Below are 15,956 nucleotides of genomic sequence, written 5' to 3' on the forward strand. Positions count from 1 at the left end.
GCTTACATTTTTTTAATAATTCTTGATGGATTTCCTACCACAGAACAATTATCAGGTATATTTTTTACAATAATTGTTCCAGCACCAATCCTAACATTATTTCCTATAACAACCCCTCCAATAATACATACATTCGAGCCAATATCTACATTATTGAAAATTATAGGGCAATCATCTTGTTTTCCATTATTTCCAATTGTTGTATTTTGCCTTAACGTACAATTATTGCCAATTACAGTTTTTTCATTTATTACAAGTCCTTGACCATGTAACAATCTTAAGTTATATCCAATTTTCACCCCCCCACCCATTTCCACTCCTAATATCCATTCCACAACAATTTTATATATTACTCCATATGGAAGTAAAATCACATTTAAAATTTTATTTAATTTTCTTAACCTATTAATTCTAAAAAGTAACATTATGAATCTACCCTTAGTATTACCTTTATTTGATTTCCAATCTTGAAAAATACCAAAAGACATTTTACAAAAAATTAAATTAAGATTTTATATATACTCTCGAAATCTTCTTTTTTTAAAGATTTACCCATTATTAAACTGGTTTAAAGTATTTTTTAAACCAACTACTAAACTCTTTAACACCCTCCTCAAGTCTGACAGTGGGTTTATAATTAGTAATTCTCTCTAATTTTTCTTGACTTGCCCAAGTCCTTGGAACATCGCCTGGTTGCATTGGTAAATAAGTTTTTAATGCAGTTTCACCGAACGCTAACTCTAACTCATTAATAAATTCAAGAAGACTTACGGGAGATCCATTACCAATATTTAACACTCTATACATAGGTTGCTCTTTAAATTCAGTTGTTAATGTTTTCACAACCCCATCAACAATATCCTTTACGTTTGTAAAATCCCTTTGCATATCACCATGATTGAAAACCTTTATTGTTTTTTTTTCCAAAATTGATTTTGCAAATAACATAGGGGCCATATCTGGTCTTCCCCAAGAACCATAAACAGTAAAAAAGCGTAAACATGTAATTGGAATATTATATAAATGGCTATAGGCATATGCCATCAACTCATTACTTTTTTTAGTAGCAGCATATAAACTTACTGGTGAATTCACACTATCTTCTTCAACAAATGGGATTTTAGCATTTGCTCCATATACAGAAGATGAAGATGCATGTATTAAGTGTTTGACACTGTAATTACGGCAAGCTTCTAAGATGTAGTGAAATCCAATTATGTTAGATTGCACGTAAACATCTGGATTTTCAATTGAATAACGTACCCCTGCTTGAGCTGCAAGATTTATTACATAATCAAATTTTTCAGTTTGAAATAAACTAAAGAGCTGTTGTTTGTCTTCTAAATTCATTCTTACAAATCTATAAGAACTATTTTTTTTACTTTCTAATGGTTGAAACCATTTGACCATTTCTTGATCAATTCCAGACTCTTTAAGTCGAGCATATTTTAACTGTGGCGAGTAATAATCATTAATATTATCTAAGCCAACTACACAAAACCCCTCACTTAAAAGTTTTTCTACAGTATGATATCCGATGAAACCGGCACTTCCTGTCACAAGTACTTTCATAACGTTATTGTATTTAATTTAAATTTATTCGTAATAATTCAACACCCCAAATCCTTCTTTCAGTAACAATTGATCTTTTTGGAAGAGTCGCAAGTCAGCAGTAGCCATATCTTCAATCAGCATATCGAGCGTATGCTTAGGTTTCCAGCCCAATTTTTCCATGGATTTGGTTGGGTCACCGATGAGTAGCTCTACTTCGGTGGGGCGATAATAGCGCGGGTCAATTTTAAGAATAACGGTTCCTTCTTTTAAATGGTCACCGATGGGAATGCCCAATTCCTGCAAACGCAGGGTATCAATGGAAGCAATCGTGCCCACCTCATTGGCTTCGGTCCCTGTAAACGCCACCTCCACGCCTAAAAAGGCAAAGGTTTTACGGATAAACTCCCGTACGCGGGTGGTAACGCCCGTGGCAATCACAAAGTCTTCGGGGGTTTCCTGCTGTAAGATGAGGTACATGGCCTCTACGTAGTCTTTGGCGTGGCCCCAGTCGCGTTGGGCGTCGATGTTACCCATGTAGAGAGCGTCCTGCAACCCCAGCACAATTTTGGCCGCAGCGCGGGTGATTTTGCGGGTTACGAAGGTTTCTCCGCGCAACGGTGATTCGTGGTTAAACAAAATTCCGTTGGTGGCAAACATCCCGTAGGCTTCGCGGTAGTTGACCGTAATCCAGTAGGCATAGAGTTTGGCAACGGCGTAGGGCGAGCGCGGATAAAAAGGCGTGGATTCTGATTGGGGAACGGCCTGCACCAAACCGTACAACTCAGAGGTGGACGCCTGGTAGATGCGGGTTTTTTGGGCAAGTCCTAACAAACGTACCGCTTCCAAAATGCGGAGGGTACCGATTCCGTCGGCGTTGGCGGTGTATTCGGGCTCGTCGAAGCTCACTTTTACGTGGCTCATGGCCGCAAGGTTGTAGATTTCGTCAGGCTGCACCTCCTGTATGATCCGGGTCAAGTTCATGGAATCGGTCAAGTCGCCGTAGTGTAAGATAAAACGGGGATTTTCGACGTGCGGGTCTTCGTAGAGGTGATCAATGCGGTCGGTATTGAACATCGAACTTCTGCGCTTGATACCGTGTACGGTATAACCTTTACTTAATAAAAGCTCGGAAAGATAGGCGCCATCTTGACCAGTGACGCCCGTGATGAGGGCTACTTTATTTGTCATAACGTTGAGTAATTAATGAGTAACAAATTTGTACTTTTTCAGTACAGAAAATTTAAAATCAAGAATGATTCAGAAAAGAAAATTGTCATTATTGGCAACAAAAAGACAAGTTTAATCTAATCATTTATGCATTTTTTTATAATTTAATAATAACTTAAAATAGTCCTAAACTTAGTAACTTTACTTTAAATTCTGTATTTTTTTTAGCTTTTTTCTCGCTTATCTTCTACTAAAGTACAAAAAAAAGTAATAACGGCAAATACTTATCTAAAAAAATTACAAATTATTTACTTTCTTTTTGGTAAAATAAACGGATAAAAGATTGATTTGCATTATTTCAATATACGTTCAAGTTTATTCACGCAAAGATGCTAAGGAACAAAGGTTTTATTTGACATAAGTATTTCTTTGTATCTCCGCGCCTTTGCGTGAGAAAAATCAAGCTTTGTTCAACACCCGCTTCCAAAGGGGTTTGGGGGTATCTCCGTAGTAACCCTGTCCGTAACCGTATCCATAACCGTAGCCATAACCGTAACCGTACCCATAACCTCCCGATCCTTTCACCCCATTGTAAATGATGGCCATGGAGGGCATCTTCTGTTCGCGGTAGAGAATGGCCAAAGGTCCCAAGGCAAATTTGGGCGTTTTTTCGTGGCGTATGATATAAAGGGTTGCGTCCACCAAAGGGGCAATCAGTAAGGCATCGGTCACCAGACCGTTGGGCGAACAGTCAATAAAGATGTACTCATAACGGCTTCCCAGTTCCAGCATCAAATCGGCCATCTTAGAGCTACCAATCAATTCAGCGGGATTAGGAGGAATGGGACCACTCGGAATAAAGCTGAGGTTCTCAATCTTGGTCTCAAAACTTACATCCTCTACCTTCTTTTTGCCAATGAGGTAATTGACCAAACCCACTTCATTGTTCATGGCCAAGTATTCGTGCAATTTGGGTTTACGAATATCGGCGTTGACCAAGACCACTTTGTGCCCCGCTTTCGCCAAGCTTGACGCCAAGTTAAGCGCCACAAAGCTTTTCCCTTCTCCTGATATGGTGGAGGTAATCAGGATTTTCTTGGTTGCTTTTTCGGTCTTTAACAAATAGCTCAGGTTCGTGCGTAAGGTACGAAACTGTTCGATGATGATATTGCGGCTGTTGGTATCCAACAAAGGCCCCTCCACGTTTTTGGGTTTTTGGGCCACTTCGCCCAAAATCGGAATTCCCTTCACCTTGTCTTCAATTTCAATCCGGGACTCAATCTTGTCGTTGAGCATGCTACGCACGTTGATGAACGCAAACGGAATACCTAACCCCGCCAACAAAGCAATCAGGTACACAATGTTTCCTTTGGGTTTTACAGGCGATGGCGTGCTGTAAGGCTCATCTACTATTCGGCTATCGGTCACCGTGGAAGCGTACGATATGGCGGTTTCTTCGCGTTTTTCCAACAAAAGCAGGTACAGGCTTTCTTTGATTCCCTGCTGCCGCTTAATGTTTACAAACTCCCTTTCTTTGCGCGGAATGGTGCGGATGGAAGACTCAAAACGCGTATTCAGGTTTTGCAGGCTGTTGCGGGTAATGATCAAACCCTGCTTTTGGTTCATGATGTTTTCCCGAATGGCCGCTTTGGTGTTGGCGATTTGGGTCGTTACCGTTTCCAACAGGGGGTTACTGGCTTGCGTGGTGCGGGCGTATTTTTCGCGTTGGTTGTCCAGTTCGTTGAGTTTGGAGAGCAGGCCCGTAAGTACGGGGTCGGTCACCATCAACGTAGCGGGCGCAATTCCCAATTGGCTACTTTTTAAGTAGGCATCCACTCCTTCAAGAATTTTTAACTGAATATCTACTTCGTTGAGTTTGCCGTCGTTTTCTTTCACTTTCTCCAGAAACAGGTTGGCTTCTGCACTCAAATCGGTGATTCCTTGGCTACTTTTATAGACTTCTACGTCTTTTTCCACATCACCCAATTCCCCCGTAATGAGCCGCAGACGGTCGTCAATGAAGGTCATGGTATTGGTGGCCTCGCGGTTTTTGTCGGTCAGGGCCGAATAGGTGTACGCGTCCAATAACTTTGCTAAGATGGCCCGTCCTTTATTGGGTAAAGGATCTTCTATGGTAAGCTTTAAAACTGTACTTTTTTGGTTAAGCAATTCAACCTGAAGAAGTTCCTGATAGTGCTGAATCAGGGATTCTTTATGGGCAAAACGAATCTGAATCAGGTCGTTGTCCTTACGGTACAAAGAATCTACCAAGTAGACCCGAAACTTTCCAAACTCACTTTTTACATTTTGGCTAAAGGTATACTGTCCTTTAGCAGTCCCGCCTTCGTCCTGTAATTCAAACTGATTGCGGTTGATGACCTTGATCCAGAGCGGATCTTTGTAGGCGGCCTCGGTGAGTTCTCCCGCCTGTACCCAGATTGGAGAGGTGCCGAATATTTCAACCGTGGGACGAATATCCCCTTTTTCAAAATAAGAAACCATCAAGTTGAGGTCGGTCACGACCCGTTCCAACAACGCCCGTGATTTCAAGACTTCCACTTCGTTTTCCACGAGTTTGTTACCCGAGAAAAGCTCCAAATCTTTCAGCGCTTCCATACCCCCTACACCGCCTTTCTTTTCATCCTTGATGAGCAAAACGGCACTGCTGCTGTAAATGGGCGTGGCATAACGCAGGTAGAAGAACGCCCCCAGCACCGCAAGCACCACCGAGAGCACAAACCAGTACCAGTAACGAAGGTATTTACCGATAACCAACTTCAGGTTAAATTCTTCCTCCGGTTCTTCCCAAAACTTCGATTCGTTATTCGTCATTTTTATGTCTTTTTCGTTGAGTATTCGGTTGCTGTTATGAGCCTATGGCTTCGGATTATGCCAGTTCAGGTAGTAAGTTTCACTGGTATCCGTTCTTTATTCTATTTCAACAAGTTCAAAATCACCACAATCGTGGTAGCAATGCCCGTGAAAATGGGGATGAGTTGCAATTGCTGAACACGTTGGTCGGTAAATGTTACTTTTCCTTTACTTACATCTACATAAATCACATCATTGTTGCGCAGGTAGTAATAAGGAGAATTAAAGAAATCACGGGATGTCAAGTCAATACGTACAACTTCTCGTTTATCCTTTTCAGTGCGGATTAGCATTACGTTTTTACGCAATCCGTAGATAGTCAGGTCACCCACCATTCCCAAAGCTTCAGGTAGGGATGTATGATCATCAAGTAGGTTAATCACCGCAGGGCGGTTTACTTCACCAATCACTGTAAATTTATGGTTGAGGTAACGTACATTGACAGTAGGTTCTTTGAGATAATTTAACAGGCGTAATTTAATACTATCGCCCGCCTGCGCTAGATTCAGCCCCAATACCTTCACTTTCCCTACCAGAGGCATTTCAATGGCTCCTGTGGAATCCACCAAATAACCTAATGGTTGGCGTCCTGTCATTGCACCACCACCTGCTGCTGCGGGAAATACCGTTGTACTGAGCGCGTTGATGTTGGGGAAATTAAACACCACGTTGGATTCTTCGCTCAAACTGCTTACGGTCACGGCGAGGATGTCATCTGGCTGAATGCGGGTTACCTGTGGCGTAATGGGCGGAAGTACCTGATAAGGCAGCGTATCTGCGCTTTGAAAATAGGTAATCTTGCGCGTATCTACGGTCACACAGGAAGTAAAAAATGTTGAGCTGATTATACCAAGGCAAATGCTCCAACCGCCCAGTATTTTAAAAAATTTACGCATGTATAGTTTGTATTATTTCAATAAATTTCGATAACAATCTTATGAAACTAAGTAACCGCCCTGCACCAAAATGCACGGAATACTTTGTTCAGCCCACAGAAACTATGGCGCTAACTGATTGAGAACAGAACGGGTAGAAAAAAGCACAAATAGCCCTAAAGAGCTAATTTTAGCTTGTTTTCGTTCGATTTTGCGAAAGAACGTTTTAAAATACCCGTAAAGAACAAATGAATGATTTTAACGAAAGAAGTAGGGAGGTCGCTTTTGTGGGAAAGAGCGAATGCAAAAAGACTAGAAATACTTTTCATAACGTTTAATTTTACCATAACAAGAGTGGAAGTACTTAATAGTAAAAAACAAATATGGACAAATATACGCTTATGTCAAGCAACAATGGTAAAAATATTTAAAAAATTTACCGAATGAGTGTCAAACACCCTCCAAATACGCGTATTCAATATCCCAAAAAGTAAAGCAAAATGGGCCTCTGTGCTTTTATTGAAGGGGTTTTCTCAAAATAGAATTTATTTACTAACCCGAATGGTATCTTTCTGAAATTTTAAAGCAAAATCGGCATTATTCACCCTTTAGCACCTTTGCTCCTCCCCGCCTCTGCGTGAAAATAAAAGTCGATTATTAGCCCAAAAAAAAGGTGTCGGTTCAAAAGAACCGACACCCAACAGGAGAAGAATGAGAAATCCTAGTAACGATACAAATCAGATTTGAACGGTCCTTCTACGGTTACCCCGATGTAAGACGCTTGCTCTTCATCCAATGTTTCGAGATGAGCACCGATGTGTCCTAAGTGGAGTTTCGCCACTTTTTCGTCCAAGTGTTTTGGTAAGATATATACTTGCTTGTCGTATTTGCCTGGGTTGGTGTACAATTCAATCTGCGCCAAGGTTTGGTTACAGAAAGAGTTTGACATCACAAACGAAGGGTGGCCCATGGCACAACCCAAGTTCACCAAACGACCTTCGGCCAATACAATGATTTCTTTGCCGTCAATTTCGTACAAATCCACCTGTGGTTTGATTTGAATCTTGGTCTGTCCGTAGTTGGCATTCAACCACGCCATGTCGATTTCGTTGTCGAAGTGGCCGATGTTACACACCACGGCTTTATCACGCATGGTTTTGAAGTGACGCGGCTTGATGATGTTGATGTTACCCGTAGCCGTTACAAAGATATTGGCGCGGGGAGCGGCTTCGTCCATTGTTACAACCTCAAATCCGTCCATTGCCGCTTGCAACGCGCAGATTGGGTCGATTTCGGTCACCAATACGCGGCAACCTGCCCCACGAAGCGATTCAGCAGAGCCTTTACCTACGTCGCCATAACCTGCCACGACGGCTACTTTACCCGCCAACATCAAGTCAGTTGCACGACGGATAGCGTCTACCAATGACTCTTTGCAACCATATTTGTTGTCGAATTTCGATTTTGTCACCGAGTCGTTTACGTTGATGGCTGGCAAATACAAGGTTCCGTTTTTCATACGCTCGTACAAACGGTGAACGCCCGTGGTTGTTTCTTCCGACAAACCACCGATTCCCGCGATCAATTCAGGATAGTTGTCAAACACCATGTTGGTCAAGTCACCACCGTCGTCCAAAATCATGGTGAGGGGATGACGCTCTTCACCGAAGAACAAAGTTTGCTCGATACACCAGTCAAATTCTTCGGCAGTCATGCCTTTCCACGCGTAAACTGAGATACCAGCGGCGGCAATCGCAGCGGCGGCGTGATCTTGGGTAGAGAAGATATTACACGATGACCAAGTTACTTCTGCACCCAAAGCCGTGAGGGTTTCAATCAAAACGGCCGTTTGGATGGTCATGTGCAAACATCCAGCGATGCGTGCACCTTTTAGCGGCTTTGATTCGCCATATTCTACGCGAAGGGCCATCAAACCGGGCATTTCGGCTTCGGCCAAACGAATTTCTTTCCGGCCCCAATCGGCCAAGGTAATGTCTTTTACTTTGTACGGTACGTACGTTCCAGTTGCTGTTGACATGTTATTTATTTGGGATTTCTAATTTTCGATTTCTTACTTCTGATTTCCGACTTCTTATCTTGGGTTTCAGATAAAAATCTCACAAAATTAACCGATAAATGAATGTGAATGCTACATTGGAAGCGGATAAAACAAGGGGGGATTCTAAAAAAAGATAATTTTTGGCATAATTACCCCTAAAAGCACCCATTAATTAGACAATTAGTGGAGAATACCAAAATCAGAAAGATATTTTATCTATTTGGCTATTCTTGGTATTTTTCCACCAACAATTCATCACAGGAGAAAGGGTTGGCGGAGAAAACTCCACCAACGGCGGCAGAAACAACAGAAGGGTTCTTCTACGTTTTTCGTTTCTTCTTCTTTGCCGAAGGGAAAAGAACATTGTTCAGAATAAGCCGATAACCAGGGGAGTGTGGATGAAGGTTGAGGTCGGTAGGCATCCGGTGAAAACCTCGTTGTCCTTCGGGGTCGTGACCACCGTAGAAAGTAAACTGTCCTCGGCCTAACTCCCCGTAGATATAGCGGTCAGAGGCTTTGCTTTGTCCCATCACTAGCACACTTGATTTAACGGTTTTCTTGTTGAAGGCGGTCGTTTGTCCCATAAACTCCCGAATCAGTGTTTCGTGGTTTTGGACGAGCATGGCAGGAATCACATCCCATTTGGCCGAAAAATCAAACAAAGAAAAAAAGCTATTGCTTTCGTCGTTCCACCCTTGGCCAGAAGACGAATTGATGCTAGAAAAAGACATCCCTCCGCGGTATTCGTCGTCACCGAGTTCCAATTTAAAATCTTCAAATGCCAACGTTTTGCTAAAATCAAGTTTAGATTGTGCGTTGGCGTCGATGCCATCACCGTCAAAAATGGACGGTACAATGTCAACACCTTCGGCTGCCAAGGCTACGTCCAGCGACTCCGCACCTGAACACATGGCAAACAAATACCCTCCACCCGCACAAAAGCCCTTGATGGTACGGGCTACGTCGAGCTTGAGCTGAGACACTTTCTTGTACCCGAATTTTTTAGCGATATTTTCCTGCGCCTGAAGGTCTTCAAGGCTCATCCGGCGGCGATTGCGGCCAAATTGCCCCGTAAAATCTTCATGATGGAGGTGCAGCCAATCGTATTTGGCCAAATCGCCTTTCATAATTTCTTCATCGTACACAATCTCAAACGGGATTTCGGCGTATTTGAGCACCAACAAAACGGCATCAGTATCTTCAAACGAGGCCCGGCCCACTTTGATGGGGCTATACACCACGATTTTGGCGGCCTTTTGGAGCTTCACAGCATCCATGTTTACGTCGGGGCTGGTGATTTGGCTCATCATCGAATTGACCGTGGCGTCGGAGATGACTTCGTAGGATACGCCCCGCAAACGGCATTCTTTTTCCACCGCCGATGAATATTTAATCAAAAAACTACCGCCCCGGTAATTGAGCAACCAATCCACCTCCAAATCTTCTTTCAATACCCAATAGGCAACCCCGTACGCTTTCAGGTGGTTGGATTGCTTATCGTCCATCGGAATGAGGACCGAGTTGGCAAGGCTTTTGATGGCCGTCGCCAGAAGCAAAAAGAACAAATACAAAGTTTTCATATCGTCCGTGTGAGTTAGCAGGTTTGTGGACTGGTCGTGTGGGGACTATAAACGAAATGGTTAACGGGAATTAAGCCTTACGGAAACGGTGTACTGAATAAGAACAACGGTGTGCATTTAAAATACTTGAGTACCCAAAAATTTCCTTAACAAAAATAGCAGAAAATTTTATTTTTTCAAGGAAGAAAAGGATTATACTTTTTCTGAAAATTATTTTATGATGGAAGAAAGGCATTAAGGCAAAAACACTGGCAATGAAGTAAATAGGCCGTACGTATGCTCACAAAAGCGCCCTACCTCAACGCGTGGTTAGAGATGAAGAAAATGGACGAGAACCATGGGCAGAGACAAGTACCAAAAAAGGGGAAAGAAGTCACTAAATTTGGCAACGATAACACCGCCAAAGGGCAAACCTATAACAATTGCAAATTTTCAGGGTCAAAAGGCAGGAAATCAACGCCAATGTAAATATCGGCCATTGGAATTTCTATGTCCAATGAATGCAGCGGAATCATACCTTCTAAGTCTGTATAAGCACGGTATTCCCACGTACTCAACTCATTTTTATAGAATACTTCCACAAAGGGCAAACTTTGGTCAATCAAGACATATTCCCGAAAGGACTCCATCATGCGGTAACGCATAAATTTGCCCGCACGGTCGTAAGCCCTGGTTTCTTCCGACAGTACCTCTACAATCAATACTGGATTATTGGCGGCATTTTTAAGTTCCTCAAAAAAAGAAACCCTCCCGCACACCACAGAAACATCCGGGTACACATATTTATTGCGTGACGTGGCCACGCGCAAATCGCTGTTGTATGCGTAACAACGTTTACTCCTCAAATTGATGTTCAATGCTGTACCAGCATTATTGGCAATCAGACTATGCGTAGGGGTTCCGCCAGCCATTGCATACACCTCGCCATCGTGGTATTCATATTTTGTATCAGTTTCTTTTTCTAGCGCTAGGTACTCTTCAATACTTAAACGCTGCTGATATTCGGGCTGTCCCATATTACTTTGTGATTTCTTACCGTAAAATTACAAAAAATCCCGAAGCCTCTTTCGGTTTTGAGAAACCGAAAGCACCCTGAAGTGCAGTCAGGTTCTCAAACCTGATGTTTGGGGGTTGAGAACCTCCAAACATCAGGCCACAAACACACTAATTCGTAAATTTTCGGTTTTGAGAAACCGAAAACACCCTCCTCCAACTCTCTACTTTGCACCGGGCGGGCAATGTTCCTTTAAAAACTTAGTGAAAAGCGTATTCAAGTGGCGAGAAGTACCCTCACCTTCGTAAATCCCGTGCGAACGGTTAGGATAGGCCATAAATTGAAACTGTTTGTTGTACTTTATCAACTCATTGACCAATTTTTCGGCATTCTGATAATGCACGTTGTCATCGCCCGTACCGTGAATATACAAAAGGTTTTGGGTAGCGCGTAGGTTCTTCGCATGGCTGAGGGGTGACCCGCTAACGAAATCCTCCCGATTTTCCTGCGGAATACCCATGTACCGTTCCTGATAAATGTTATCATAACTCAATTGATCAGCCACTGCTGCTACGGCAATGCCCGTTTTGAACAAATCAGGATATTGAAACAATAGGTTGAGGGTAGAAGAACCTCCTCCACTCCAACCATGCACCGCTACGCGGCTGGTATCGATGAATGAATTTTGCGCAAATAAGGTTTTAGCACCCATCGCCAAATCACGAATGTTGACAATGCCAATTTTACGATAAATGGCTTTACGCCAAGCTCTTCCCTTCGGAGAAGGCGTACCACGGTTGTCGACGGAAGCATAAATGTAGCCATCTTTTGCCATGTCGCCGATGTAAAGGCCATTGCGGCCTGTGCCCCACCGATCCATGACGGTTGAGCTGGCGGGTTCTCCGTAAACCGAGAATACAATCGGGTATTTTTTTGTCGGGTCAAAATTGTCAGGCTTCACCATCCAACCGTCTAGCTCCGTGCCATCCTCCGTTTTTACCCGAAAAAATTCAACTTTTTTCTTAGACGACGATTGCGCGGCCAATTTTGCCGTAATATCATCACTTTCTTTCAAGGCTTTGTGATCGGGAAGACGTAACCATTCGTTCATGGGAGCCGTATTAGCATTGGAGAAAGAATGAGACGCCCAAGCGCCATTGGGCGAAATATCGTAGCGATGGCTCCCCACCTGACTTGCGGGTGACATCCGTTCTGCTTTGCCGCTCCCATCCAATTTTACCCGAAATAGGTAGGTTTGGGTAGCGTTATCGGGCGACGCCATGAAATACGCATAATTGTTTTTCTCATCAATCCGCACGACCCCAATCACATCGTATTCACCAACCGTAATGCATTTTTCCGTTTTGCCATCGCGCGAAACGCGGTAGAGGTGACGCCATCCGTCTTTTTCACTCATCCACAAAAACTCCTTCCCACCGTTTAGCCAATCCCAACCTGCGGGGCTATCGGCCCACGAATAGCTGCTTTTTGTTTCCACCCAAGCATCGTCACTGTCGGTGTAAAACTCGGTGGTGCGTCCCGTTTTTACGTCGGCATAGAGGCATTTGGCTTGATTTTGCTTTCGGTTGAGCTGTTCCATCACCAGTTCGTTGGCATTGGCCCATTCCATGCGCGGAATGTACGTATTGCCCGGATCGCCAGGGGTACTCATCCACTTGGTAGCACCACCGTTGGCACTCACCACGCCAATTTTATACGGAGAGGGACGCTCTCCCACTTTCGGATATTCAACGGGTACATTGAAGGCGTAGGTAGAATCCGTATTATTAATCATCAGAAAATTCCGAATCTTGGTAGCATCAATCTGCCAATAGGCAATATTTCGGCTGTCTGGACTCCAACGAAAACCATCGCGGCAGTCAAATTCTTCTTCGTACACCCAGTCAAACGTTCCGTTGATGAGGCGCGTAGTACCATCTTTGGTCAGCGGGGTGATTTTTCCCGTTGCGAGGTCTTCGGCAAAAATATTTCGTTCGCTTACGTAGGCTACCTTCTTTCCGTCGGGTGAGAATTTGGCAAACATCAAAGAAGAAACGGGGCGCCCTTTCCCCACTTGGGTCAGGGTGTTTTTGTCCAAATCCAACACCCAATAATCGCCCCGGGTATCGTAACGCCACACGCGGGCGGTATTGGTATAAATCAATGCTTTACGACCGTCTTCCGAAAACTCGTAGCTTCGTACGGTCAAGGGTTCACTTTTCCCGGCAGGAGTCAACTGCTTGGCGGAAATCAACACCGTTTTTTGCAAATCAGGCAGAGAATACTGAATGATTTCCTTGTTTTCAATACGACGATAACCGTTGCCGTCTTCGGTCCATTGAACCCCCCGGTTAAATTGGGCCTGGAGCGAAAGTTGTACAAAAAGGAAAAGGAATAAGAAATGGATGCGTTTCATTCCAATAGGTATATTAATTTGTTGATAAAAAATTACAATCGTAGGGGCAGGCTTCACGTCTGCCCCTTGATGGTTGAATGGGCAGACGCAAGGCCTGCCCCTACGGGTTACGGTATTTAGCCATGGCGGCTTTTATTTTTGCAACTCGGTTCTCAGGACTTGGGTGGGTGCTCTGAAATTCAGCGGGGCGATTCGGCCCACCTGCGGCGGCCAAAATCTCCATCACCTCCACCATGGCTTCGGGATTTCGGCCCGTCTGTATCATATATTTTACCCCAAAATCATCCGATTCCAGTTCATCGTCACGCCCGTATTTCAGGTTCATCAGGTTGGCTACGTATTGCGCAATGTAGGCACTGCCATTGGGCGAGTTGGGATCGGATAAAGCCACCGATGCCGCCCCTGCCAAACCGCCTACTAGCTCTTGCTTAGCCATTTGCTGCGCCGAATGTCGGCCCACCACGTGCCCAATTTCGTGACCAAGTACTCCCGCCAGTTGGTCTTCGGTTTTGAGGCGCTTCAACAGGCCCATCGTAATAAAAATCTGCCCTCCCGGCACCGCAAACGCATTGACAGTTTCGGCATCAGCCAAGACATGAAAATCAAATTGGTACGGCCCATCTTTTACTTCGGTATTCTGCACAATGCCCTGCCCCACTTTCTTAACCAGTGCCTGCACCTGTTCGTCTTGATACAGTCCTCCAAATTCGGCAGCCATTTGAGGCGCGCTTTGAAGCCCCAGCGTAATTTCTTCCTGAGGGGTAAGGCTTACCCGTTGCGTTTTGCCAGTGATTGGATTCACCTGCGACTTATTGAAGTAACCAAACAATGCAACCACGGCCATGATTAGCCCAATCAGTAGCCTTCCACCAATACGAGAACGTCCCATTGCATTAAAGTTTAAAGTTGAATAGAAAAGCCTTTGTTATAAAGGCAAGTATTCGATAAGCGATAAAAAATCATACCTGATTTTAATCGATCTATATTTTTTTTTTAAAAGTCAATGATTAAATGAGTAATCCCGCCAAAGTAGCCGACATATAAGACGCTAATGTTCCGCAAATAAGTGCTTTAAAGCCCAAACGTGCTAAATCTGAACGACGCGTCGGGGCTAATTCGCTGATACCGCCCACCTGAATGGCAATCGAACTAAAATTGGCAAAACCACATAACGCAAAGCTGGTAATGGCAATTGTTTTGGCATCCAAGGTATCTTTGATGTGTACCAAATCTAAGTACGCCACAAACTCATTGATTACCATCTTGGTCCCCATCAAGGCACCAGCTACTTCCACGTCTTTAGAAGGAACACCCATGGCCCAGGCAAATACCGAGAAAACTTTTCCGAGCAAAAAGTTAAGGCTCAACGTAGGAAAGGCAAAAAGCCCACCTGCTTTACCCAAAAGAAAATCGACCAAGCCAATCAGGGCAATAAATCCAATCAACATCGCAATCACGTTAAAACCCACTTTGAGTCCTTCGCTGGCTCCCGCCGCAATGGCATCCAACAGATTGGCGTGCGCTTTTTTGATTTCTAGTTTCACCACCCCCTTGGTTTCGGAAGTTTCTGTTTCGGGAAACACAATTTTAGCAATCACTAACGCCCCCGGCGCCGCCATCAGACTCGCGGCAATCAGGTACGAAGCAGGCACGCCCAATTTAATATAGGTAGCCATTACCCCTCCCGCAATACAAGCAAAACTTCCCGTCATAGAAGCGAGCAGCTCGGAGTTGGTCATGCCTTTGAGGTAGGGTTTAATCATGATTTGGGCCTCTACCTGCCCCACAAACGCCGACGCCACGTTTGACAAGGCTTCGGCCCCGCTCACGCCCATGAGCCATTTCATTAACTTAGCCAACAACGCCACGATACGTTGCATGAGACCGATATGGTACAAAATATTGACAAGAACGGCCACAAAAATAATGGTCGGAACAATGCTGAAGAAAAAGATAAAATCATTGCCTGCCCCAAAAGCTTTATTGAGTACAGAGGGTTTTACCAATGGACTGAACACAAATTCGGCACCACGATCCGAAAAACCCAATACTTTCTGAACACCTTTGCCCAGCCAATCAAACATTGTTTGTCCAATCGTCGTTTTGAGAATAAAAACCGCTAGTCCGAATTGAAGCGCCAATCCTACGCCAACGGTGCGGTAGTTAATCGCTTTGCGATTGTTGGAGAGCGCGTAGGCAATACCTAAAATTAATACAATCCCAATAAGTCCTGTGAAACGTTCCATGAAGTGTGTCAGTAATATCTCTAAAGTGTAGGTTAGTTTTGGTTAAATCAAGTGGGTAAAGATAGGAATGCCGTTTTATTTTTCAGTAATTATATCCTCATTTTACAAAAAATAAAGTCATTTACCCTCCGTTCAATTTTGTTTCCACTTAGATTCACCCCTATATTTGACGGCAATATTGGGACTAAACACAC

The 15,956-nt window shown here is 43.9% G+C and carries 11 protein-coding genes; all 11 read right to left on the reverse strand.

Annotated elements, in window-relative coordinates; translation table 11 throughout:
- Positions 1-2: 2 nt before the first annotated feature.
- The 11 genes from DR864_RS04405 to DR864_RS04460 all read right to left on the reverse strand — a co-directional run bounded on the left by DR864_RS04405 (position 3) and on the right by DR864_RS04460 (position 15,762).
- Positions 3-488 (reverse strand): serine O-acetyltransferase, encoded by a 486-nt coding sequence (locus DR864_RS04405; RefSeq protein WP_114065814.1) that lies wholly within the window; start codon positions 486-488, stop codon positions 3-5.
- Positions 489-558: 70 nt separating this feature from the next.
- Entirely contained in the window at positions 559-1,572 is a 1,014-nt protein-coding gene (locus DR864_RS04410) for an NAD-dependent epimerase/dehydratase family protein (RefSeq protein ID WP_114065815.1), read from the reverse strand.
- Between the two features lie 24 nt (positions 1,573-1,596).
- Entirely contained in the window at positions 1,597-2,742 is a 1,146-nt protein-coding gene (gmd, locus tag DR864_RS04415) for a GDP-mannose 4,6-dehydratase (protein WP_114065816.1), read from the reverse strand.
- Between the two features lie 438 nt (positions 2,743-3,180).
- Complete coding sequence (locus tag DR864_RS04420) at positions 3,181-5,553, reverse strand: GumC family protein (RefSeq protein ID WP_114065817.1); 2,373 nt, start codon at positions 5,551-5,553, stop codon at positions 3,181-3,183.
- 101 nt (positions 5,554-5,654) lie between these two features.
- Entirely contained in the window at positions 5,655-6,488 is an 834-nt protein-coding gene (locus tag DR864_RS04425) for a polysaccharide biosynthesis/export family protein (RefSeq protein ID WP_114065818.1), read from the reverse strand.
- A gap of 700 nt (positions 6,489-7,188) precedes the next feature.
- Complete coding sequence (gene ahcY / locus DR864_RS04435; RefSeq protein ID WP_114065820.1) at positions 7,189-8,505, reverse strand: adenosylhomocysteinase; 1,317 nt, start codon at positions 8,503-8,505, stop codon at positions 7,189-7,191.
- 341 nt (positions 8,506-8,846) lie between these two features.
- Positions 8,847-10,106, reverse strand: a complete 1,260-nt coding sequence (locus DR864_RS04440; protein WP_114065821.1) for an asparagine synthetase B — start codon at positions 10,104-10,106, stop codon at positions 8,847-8,849.
- Positions 10,107-10,519: 413 nt separating this feature from the next.
- On the reverse strand, positions 10,520-11,122 hold the full coding sequence (locus tag DR864_RS04445) for a Uma2 family endonuclease (RefSeq protein ID WP_114065822.1): 603 nt from the start codon (positions 11,120-11,122) through the stop codon (positions 10,520-10,522).
- Positions 11,123-11,323: 201 nt separating this feature from the next.
- Positions 11,324-13,516 carry a S9 family peptidase gene (locus DR864_RS04450; RefSeq protein ID WP_114065823.1) on the reverse strand — a complete coding sequence of 731 codons (2,193 nt, stop codon included), beginning with the start codon at positions 13,514-13,516 and terminating at the stop codon, positions 11,324-11,326.
- A 100-nt stretch (positions 13,517-13,616) separates the two neighbouring features.
- Positions 13,617-14,405 (reverse strand): M48 family metalloprotease, encoded by a 789-nt coding sequence (locus tag DR864_RS04455; RefSeq protein WP_114065824.1) that lies wholly within the window; start codon positions 14,403-14,405, stop codon positions 13,617-13,619.
- Between the two features lie 118 nt (positions 14,406-14,523).
- On the reverse strand, positions 14,524-15,762 hold the full coding sequence (locus DR864_RS04460) for a NupC/NupG family nucleoside CNT transporter (RefSeq protein WP_114065825.1): 1,239 nt from the start codon (positions 15,760-15,762) through the stop codon (positions 14,524-14,526).
- Positions 15,763-15,956: the final 194 nt, after the last annotated feature.

The organism is Runella rosea (assembly GCF_003325355.1).
Classification (GTDB): domain Bacteria; phylum Bacteroidota; class Bacteroidia; order Cytophagales; family Spirosomataceae; genus Runella; species Runella rosea.